Raw genomic sequence first — 9588 nt, forward strand, 5'->3', positions numbered from 1 at the left:
AGGTCGGCCCGCAGAGCGTGCTGACCGCCATGGCAGCGGATGTGCTGCCCGATGACCACGTCGTGCTGGCGGTGGCGGTGCAGCGCCGGGACCGGCCGGAGGCGCAGGCGTTGCTGCACGCCCTGGCCGAGCTGCACGTGCACGGTGTGCCGGTGACATGGCAGTCGTGGTTTACCGAGACCGGCGCGCGCCGGGTGGACCTGCCCACGTACGCCTTCCAGCGGGAGCGGTACTGGCCCGAGCCGGCGAGCCGGCCGCGGCAGACGGCGACCCACGGCGGTGACGCCGACTTCTGGACGGCCGTCGAACGCGGCGACCTGAGCGCCCTCGCCGCCCAGTTCGGCGACGACGGCGCCGCCCTGGACGCCCTCACCCCGGCCCTGCCGGTCCTGTCGACCTGGCACCGGGCACGCACGCAGCGTGCCGTCTTGGACACGTGGTCGTACCGCGTCGGATGGAAGCGCACCGACATCACCGGCGGCCCGGCGCGGCCCGGCGCGTGGCTGCTCGTGACGGCGCAGGACGACCTGGCGGACGGCACCCGGGCGGAGGCGGTCACCAAGGCCCTCGCCGAGGTCGGCGCCGACGTGGTCCGGCTCACCGTCGACCCGGCCGGCACCGACCGGGCGGGCCTCGCCCGGCGGCTGGGCGACGCACTGGCCGACGGTCCCGTCACCGGCGTGCTCTCCCTGCTCGGCCTCCGCGACCAGCCGCACCCCGCCCACCCGGCCGTGCCGGTCGGGACGGCCGCTACGCTGCTGCTGCTCCAGGCGCTGCACGACACCGGGGCGACGACCCGGCTGTGGTGCCTGACGCAGGGCGCGGTCAGCACCGGCGACGGGGACACCGTGCACGCTGCCGTCCAGAGCGGACTCTGGGGCCTGGGGCTCGTGGCGGGCCTGGAACACCCCCACCTGTGGGGCGGGCTGGTGGATCTGCCCGAGCAGGCCGACGCGACGGCCTGGGACCGGCTGGCGCGGGTGGTGACCGGTGCCGGCGACGAGGACCAGCTTGCCGTACGCCCCTCCGGGGTGTTCGTCCGTCGCCTGGTCCGCTCGGCGCCCGCCGCCCCCGACACGGCGCAGCGGTGGCGGCCGTCCGGCACCGTGCTGGTCACCGGCGGCACCGGCGCGCTGGGCGCGCACGTGGCCCGCTGGGCGGCGGCCAACGGGGCGGAGCACGTCGTGCTGACCAGCCGCCGCGGGGGGGACGCCCCGGGAGCCGCGGAGCTGCGCGAGGAGCTGACCGTCCAGGGCGTACGGGCGTCGGTCGTCGCCTGCGACGTCGCCGAGCGCGACCAGGTGGCGGCGCTGCTGGCCCGCCTTGACGAGGATCCGGCGCCGCTGACGGCCGTGGTGCACGCGGCGGGCGCCGGCGAGTCCGGGCTCATCGCCGACACCGACCTGGCCGCGTTCGCGGGCGTGCTCGACGGCAAGGTGGCCGGCGCGCTGCACCTGGACGCCCTGCTCGGCGACCGGCGGTTGGACGCGTTCGTGCTCTTCTCCTCCATCGCGGGGGTGTGGGGCAGCGGCGGTCAGTCCGCGTACGCCGCGGGCAACGCCTTCCTCGACGCGCTCGCGGAGCAGCGGCGCGGCCGGGGCCTGGCGGCGACGTCCGTGGCCTGGGGGCCGTGGGCCGACGGCGGCATGGCCACCGGCGATGCCCAGCAGATGCTGGCCCGACGCGGCCTGACCGCCATGGCGCCGGCCGACGCCGTGCACGCCATGCGGTACGCCGCCGGCCTGCCCGGGGCGGCGCTGACCGTGGTGGACGTCGACTGGGCGGTCTTCGCCCCGACGTACGCCTCGGCCCGCCCCCGGCCGCTGCTCGACGACATCGCCGAGGCCCGGGAGGCGCTGCACGCCCACGCCGTGGAGCAGCAGCCCGGCGGTGCCGCCGACGCCCTGCGGGAGCACCTGCTCACCCTGCCCCGCCCCGAGCAGGTCCGGCACCTGGTCGACCTGGTCCGTACCCACGCCTCGGCCGTGCTCGGTCACCCGGGAACGGACCGGGTCAAGCCGCAGCGGGCGTTCAAGGAGCTCGGATTCGACTCGCTGACGGCGGTCGAGCTGCGCAACCGACTGACCGGCGTCACCGGCCTGTCGCTGCCCGCGACCATCGTCTTCGACTACCCGAACCCGGCCGTGCTCGCCGAGAACCTGCTCGACGGCCTGCTGCCCGAGGCGGCGCAGGCGGACGACGGCGACCCGGCGGAGGCGGCCGTCCGGCAGACGCTCGCGGCGATCCCGCTGGCCCGCCTCCGCGAGGCCGGGCTGCTGGACCTGCTGCTCAACCTCGCCGACACCGACGGCGACGACGGTGACGAGTCCACCGACGAGGCCCTGGACCTCGACGAACTCGACACCGACGCTCTCGTCAGGCTGGCGCTTGACGGAACCGATTCCTGACCGTTGTCCCCAGTACGGAGCTCATGATGTCTACGTCCGCAGACAAGGTCGTCGAGGCGCTTCGCGCGTCGCTCAAGGAGACGGGCCGCCTCCGCCAGCTCAACCAGCAGCTGACCGCCGCCGCCAGGGAGCCGATCGCGATCGTCGCGATGTCCTGCCGCTACCCGGGTGGCGTCGCCAGCCCCGAGCAGCTCTGGGACCTGGTCGCCTCCGGCGGCGACGCGATCGGCGGCTTCCCGACGGACCGGGGCTGGGACCTGGACAACCTGTACGACCCGGACGCCGACCGGGCCGGCCGCTCCACCACCCGCGAGGGCGGCTTCCTCTACGACGCGGCCGACTTCGACGCGGAGTTCTTCGGCATCTCGCCGCGCGAGGCCGTGGCGATGGACCCCCAGCAACGGCTGCTCCTGGAGACGTCGTGGGAGGCGTTCGAGCACGCCGGCGTCGCGCCCGCCTCGATGCGGGGGCAGAAGGTCGGCGTCTTCGTCGGCACCGCCGCCAACGGCTACGGCATGGGCCCGCAGAGCGAGGCCGAGGGCGCCGACGAGGGCTACCTGCTGACCGGTACGGCCACCAGCGTCGTCTCCGGGCGGATCGCGTACGCCCTCGGACTGGAGGGCCCCGCGGTCACCGTGGACACCGCGTGCTCGTCGTCGCTGGTCGCCCTGCACCTGGCGTGCCAGGCGCTGCGGCAGGGCGACTTCGACCTGGCCCTGGCCGGCGGCGTGTGCGTCATGGCCACCCCCGGCCCGTTCGTGGGCTTCTCCCGGCAGCGGGGGCTCGCCCCCGACGGCCGGTGCAAGTCGTTCGCCGCCGCCGCCGACGGCACGGGCTGGTCCGAGGGCGTCGGTATCCTGCTGGTGGAGCGGCTGTCGGACGCGCAGCGCAAGGGGCACCCGATCCTCGCCGTGATCCGCGGCAGCGCCGTCAACCAGGACGGCACGTCAAACGGTCTCACCGCCCCCAACGGGCCGGCCCAGCAGCGGGTGATCCGGCAGGCCCTCGCGAACGCCCGGCTGACCACTGCCGACGTGGACGCCGTCGAGGCGCACGGCACCGGCACCACCCTCGGCGACCCGATCGAGGCGCAGGCCCTGCTGGCCACGTACGGGCGGGACCGTCCGGCCGACCGGCCGCTGCTGCTCGGCTCGATCAAGTCGAACATCGGCCACAGCCAGTCCGCCGCCGGCGTCGCCGGTGTGATCAAGATGGTGATGGCGATGCGGCACGGGCTCGTGCCGTCCACCCTGCACGTCGACGAGCCGACGCCGAAGGTGGACTGGTCGGCCGGCGAGGTGTCGCTGGTGACCGAGGCGACGCCGTGGCCGGCGACCGACCGTCCCCGCCGGGCGGCCGTGTCGTCGTTCGGCATCTCCGGCACGAACGCGCACACGATCATCGAGGAACCGCCCGCCCCGGACGCCGCCGACCCCGCCGACACCGGGCCGGCTCCCACCGTCGCCCTGCCGGCGGTACCCGTGCTGCTCTCCGCCCGCTCCGAAGCAGCGCTCAGCGCGCAGGCGGGTCGCTGGGCCCGGTGGCTGGAGGACGACGAGGCCCTCCGCACCGTGGACGTCGGCTGGTCGTCGGTCGTGTCGCGCTCCGCGCTGGAGCATCGGGCCGTGGTTTCCGCGACCGGCCGTGAGGAGCTGCTGGCCGGGCTGCGTGCCCTGGCCGCCGGGCGGCCGTCGGGCGCGCTGGTAGCCGGGCAGGCCGCCGGCCGGGGTCCGCTCGCGGTGCTCTTCTCCGGTCAGGGTGCGCAGCGTGCCGGCATGGGCCGGGAGTTGTACGCGGAGTTCCCGGTCTTCGCCGCCGCGCTGGACGAGGTGTGCGCACAGCTCGACGCGCTGTTGCCGCGCCCGCTCAAGGAAGTGCTGTTCGCACCCGAGGGTTCCGCCGAGGCGGAGCTGCTGGACCGGACGGTGTTCTCGCAGGCGGGTCTGTTCGCGGTCGAGGCGGCGCTGTTCCGCTTGGTGGAGTCGTTCGGCGTCGCCCCCGACCTGGTCGGCGGTCACTCGATCGGCGAGGTCACGGCCGCGTACGTGGCGGGGGTGTTGTCGCTGGCGGATGCGTGTGTGTTGGTGGCGGCGCGGGGCCGGTTGATGCAGGCGTTGCCGGCCGGTGGTGGGATGTTGGCCGTTGCGGCGGCTGAGGCCGATGTGCTGGCGACGCTGGACGACTTGACCGGTGTGGGGGTCGCGGCTGTCAACGGGCCGACGTCGGTGGTGGTCTCCGGTGCGGTGGAGGCGCTCGACGAGGTGGAGCGGGTCTGGCGTGGGCGGGGTGTGCGTACGCGCCGGTTGTCGGTGAGTCATGCGTTCCACAGTCCGTTGATGGAGCCGATGCTGGATGAGTTCCGGGTGGTCCTGGACGGGTTGACGTTCGAGGCGCCGGCGTTGCCGGTCGTGTCGAACGTGACCGGTGCGCTGGCTGACGTCGACGAGATCCGTAGTCCCGACTACTGGGTGCGGCACGTGCGGGAGGCGGTGCGTTTCGCCGACGGGGTCGCCGCGCTGCGCGCCGCCGGGGTGGACACGTTCCTGGAGATCGGCCCCCGCAGCGTCCTGACCGCCATGACCCGGGACGTGCTCAGCGGCCAGGAGCCGGCCGACGCCGACGACATCCCCGTCCTCGCCGTGCCCGCCCAGCGCGCCGACCGCCCCGAGGCGCGGACTCTGCTCGCCGGCCTCTCCGAGCTGCACGTCAACGGGGTACCCGTCGACTGGGCGGCCCTCTACGCCGGCGCCGGAGCGACCCCGGTCGCCCTGCCCACGTACGCGTTCCAGCGGCAGCGCTACTGGCCCGAGCAGATGCCGGCCTCGGTCACCGGCCCGGTCAGCCCCGACGTGGTGGACGTCGAGTTCTGGTCGGCCGTCGAGCGCTCCGACGTGGCGGCCCTCGCCGCGCAGCTCGGCGCCGACGGGGCGGGCGTCCTGGCCCCGGCCCTGCCGGTCCTGTCGTCCTGGCGCAAGGCGCGGCTGCGGGACGCCGTCGTCGACGGCTGGTCGTACCGGGTGGTGTGGAAGCGCACCACCGCCCCCGCACCGGTCACCCCGCCGGGACGCTGGCTGCTCGTGGAGCCCGCCGACGCCGCCACTGCCGAGTGGGCCGGGGCGCTCGCGGGGGCGCTGAGCGTCGCCGGCGGCGAGGTGTCCCGGCTGGCGGTGGACCCGCTCGCCGAGCGCGACCAGGTGACGTCGCGGCTGGCCGGCGTCGTGGGGGACACTCCGTTCACCGGGATCGTCTCCCTGCTGGGCCTGCTGGAGCGACCCCACCCCGGCCAGCCGGCGGTGCCGCTCGGCACGGCCGCCACGATGACGCTGGTGCAGGCCCTGCACGCCGCCGACGTCGCGGCACCACTGTGGATGCTCACGCGGGGCGCTGTCGGCACCGGCGACACCGACCCGGTGCGCAGCGTCGCCCAGGGCGGGCTGTGGGGTCTGGCCCGGGTCGCCGGGCTGGAACATCCGCAGCTCTGGGGCGGCCTGGTCGACCTGCCGGACGCGCCCGGGCGCGGCGACTGGGACCACGCGGTCAGCGTCCTGACCGGGGGCGGCCACGAGGACCAGGTGGCCGTGCGGCGCTCCGGTGTCTTCGTGCGGCGCCTGGTGCGCGCCACGCCGGCGGCCGTCGGCACAGTCGACCGCTGGCAGCCGTCCGGCACCGTCCTCGTCACCGGCGGCACCGGGGCGCTCGGCGCGCACGTGGCCCGCTGGGCGGCGGCCAACGGCGCCGAGCACCTCGTGCTGACCAGCCGCCGCGGCGAGCACGCCCCCGGGGCGGCCGAGCTGCGCGACGAACTGACCGCGCTCGGCGCCCGGGTGAGCCTGGTCGCCGCCGACATGGCCGACCGCGCCCGCGTCGAGGCGCTGCTGCGCGATGTCGACGCCGACCCGGCGCCCCTGACCGCGGTGGTGCACGCCGCCGGGGTGGGCCAGCTGAACATGCTCGTCGACACCGACCTCGCCGGCCTGGCCGGGGTGCTCGACGGCAAGATCGCCGGCGCCGTGCACCTGGACGAGCTGCTGGGCGACCGACCGCTCGACGCGTTCGTGCTGTTCTCCTCGATCGCCGGCATCTGGGGCAGCGGCGGCCAGGCCGCGTACGCCGCCGGGAACGCCTTCCTCGACGCCCTCGCCGAGCGGCGCCGCGCCCGCGGCCTGACCGCCACCGCCGTGGCGTGGGGCCCCTGGGCCGACGGCGGCATGGCCAGCGGCGAGGGGCAGGAACTGCTGGCCCGCCGTGGCCTCGGCCCCATGTCGCCGGCCCAGGCCGTGTACGCGCTGCGCAGCGCCGTCGGCCGGGCCGTGCCGGCGGTGACCGTGGCGGACGTCGACTGGTCCCTGTTCACCCCGGCGTTCGCCGCCGCCCGCGCCCGCCCCCTGCTCGACGACATCGCCGAGGCGCGCGACGCCCTGCGCGTGGTCGACGCGGAACCGGAGGACACCGTCGGCGGCGGGCTGCGGCAGCACCTGCTGACGCTGCCCCGCGCCGAGCAGGACCGCCACCTGACCGAGCTCGTACGCACGCACACCGCCGCCGTTCTCGGCCACTCCGGCACCGAACTGGTAAAGGCCAACCGGGCGTTCAAGGAACTCGGCTTCGACTCGCTGACCGCCGTCGAGCTGCGCAACCGGCTCGGCGCCGCCACCGGCCTCACCCTGTCCACCACCCTGGTCTTCGACTACCCGAACCCGGCCGCCCTCGCCGACCACCTGTCGGCGACGCTGCGCCTGCACGAGGTCGAGACCGTCACCGCCTGGGGCCCCGCCGGGCCGGTCGCCGACGACCCGATCGTCATCGTCGGCATGAGCTGCCGCTACCCGGGCGGCGTGGCCAACCCGGACGACCTGTGGGAGCTGGTCGCCACCGGGCGCGACGGCATCAGCGGCTTCCCCGACGATCGCCACTGGGACATGGGCCGGCTGCTGGCCGTCGACGCCGACGGGCAACCCGTCTCACACACCCGCGAGGGCGGCTTCGTCGACGGCGCCACCACCTTCGACCCTGGGTTCTTCGGCATCTCGCCGCGCGAGGCCGTCGCCATGGACCCGCAGCAGCGGCTGCTGCTGGAGGCGTCCTGGGAGGCCATGGAGCAGGCCGGCATCGACCCGGAGGAGCTGCGCGGCAGCCGTACCGGCGTCTTCGTGGGCGCCTCCCCGTCGGGCTACGGCACCACCGACACCCCGGCCGAACTGGCCGGCTACCAGCTCACCGGCGGCGCGCACAGCGTCATCTCGGGCCGGGTGTCGTACACCTTCGGGCTGGAGGGCCCGGCGGTGACGGTCGACACCGCCTGCTCGTCCTCGCTGGTGGCGGTGCACCTGGCCGCCCAGGCGCTGCGCGGCGGCGAGTGCGACATGGCCCTGGCGGGCGGCGTCACCGTCATGGTGACGCCCGGCGCCTTCGTCGAGTTCTCCCGCCAGGGCGGCCTCGCCCCGGACGGGCGCTGCAAGTCGTTCGACGCCGACGCCGACGGCACCGGCTGGTCGGAGGGCGTCGGCGTGCTGCTGGTCCAGCGCCTCTCTGACGCCCGGCGGCAGGGCCGCCGGGTGCTCGCGGTGCTCGCCGGCAGCGCCGTCAACCAGGACGGCGCGTCAAACGGTCTCACCGCCCCCAACGGGCCGGCCCAGCAGCGGGTGATCCGGCAGGCCCTCGCGAACGCCCGGCTGACCACTGCCGACGTGGACGCCGTCGAGGCGCACGGCACCGGCACCACCCTCGGCGACCCGATCGAGGCGCAGGCCCTGCTGGCCACGTACGGGCGGGACCGTCCGGCCGACCGGCCGCTGCTGCTCGGCTCGATCAAGTCGAACATCGGCCACAGCCAGGCCGCGGCCGGCGTCGCCGGCATGATCAAAATGGTGCAGGCGATGCGGTACGGCCTGCTCCCACGGACCCTGCACCTCGACGAGCCGACCCCCCACGTGGACTGGTCCGCCGGGGCGGTCTCCCTGCTCACCGAGGCGCGCCCCTGGCCGGCGGTGGACCGGCCTCGCCGGGCCGCCGTGTCGTCGTTCGGCATCAGCGGTACGAACGTGCACCTGATCCTGGAGCAGCCGCCCGCGCCGACCGGCGGGGACGGGCCGGAGGTCGAGGGCGAGCCGTCGCGGACGCCGTCGGTGCTGCCGGTGCTGCTCTCGGCCCGCGACGCAGCCGGGCTGTCGGCGCAGGCCGGCCGCTGGGCGCAGTGGCTCGGCGGCACCGGGGCCCCGCGCCCGCTCGACGTGGCGTGGTCCTCGGTGGCGTCGCGCTCCGTACTGGAGCACCGGGCCGTCGTGTCCGGTGCGACCCGCGACGAACTGCTGGCGGGCCTCGAAGCCGTGTCGGCGGGCGAGGTCTCGGCCGGCGTGCTCACCGGCCCGGGCGGCCAGCGCGGCCAGCTCGCGTTGCTGTTCTCGGGTCAGGGTGCGCAGCGTGCCGGCATGGGCCGGGACTTGTCGGCGGAGTTCCCGGTGTTCGCCGCCGCGCTGGATGAGGTGTGTGCGCACCTCGACCCGCTGCTGCCGCGTCCGTTGCGGGAGGTGCTGTTCGCGTCGGCGGGCAGCCCCGAGGCGGAGTTGCTGGATCAGACGGTGTTCACGCAGGCCGGGCTGTTTGCCGTCGAGGTGGCGTTGTTCCGTCTGGTGGAGTCGTTCGGGATCGTGCCGGACATGCTGGCTGGTCATTCGATCGGTGAGGTGACGGCGGCGCATGTGGCGGGTGTGCTGTCCTTGGCCGACGCGTGTCAGTTGGTGGCGGCGCGGGGTCGGTTGATGCAGGCGCTGCCCACCGGTGGCGGGATGCTGGCCGTGGCGGCCGACGAGGCTGCGGTGGCGCAGTCTCTCGCCGGGATGACCGATCGGCTGGGTATCGCGGCGGTCAACGGCCCGGCCGCCGTGGTGGTGTCCGGTGCCGTCGAGGCCCTGGCCGGGGTGGAGCGGGTCTGGCGTGATCGGGGGGTGCGTACGCGTCGGCTGGCGGTGAGTCACGCGTTCCACAGTCCGTTGATGGAGCCGGTGCTGGCCGAGTTCCGTACGGTCCTGGACGGGTTGGTGTTCTCCGCGCCGGTGTTGCCGGTCGTGTCGAACGTGACGGGGGCGCTGGCCGGTGACGAGATCAGTAACCCGGAGTACTGGGTGCGGCATGTGCGGGAGGCGGTGCGGTTCGCCGATGGTGTGACGGCGCTGCGCGGGGC

At 75.3% G+C, this 9588-nt stretch carries 1 protein-coding gene and 1 pseudogene; both read left to right on the forward strand.

Annotated features, from left to right (window positions below; translation table 11 throughout):
* The coding region (locus GA0070215_RS27545) for a beta-ketoacyl reductase (RefSeq protein WP_141708279.1) at positions 1 to 2408 on the forward strand (2408 nt) is incomplete at its 5' end.
* Between the two features lie 26 nt (positions 2409 to 2434).
* A pseudogene (locus tag GA0070215_RS27550) lies at positions 2435 to 9588 on the forward strand (type I polyketide synthase); the annotation flags it as partial.

The organism is Micromonospora marina (assembly GCF_900091565.1).
Lineage (GTDB): Bacteria > Actinomycetota > Actinomycetes > Mycobacteriales > Micromonosporaceae > Micromonospora > Micromonospora marina.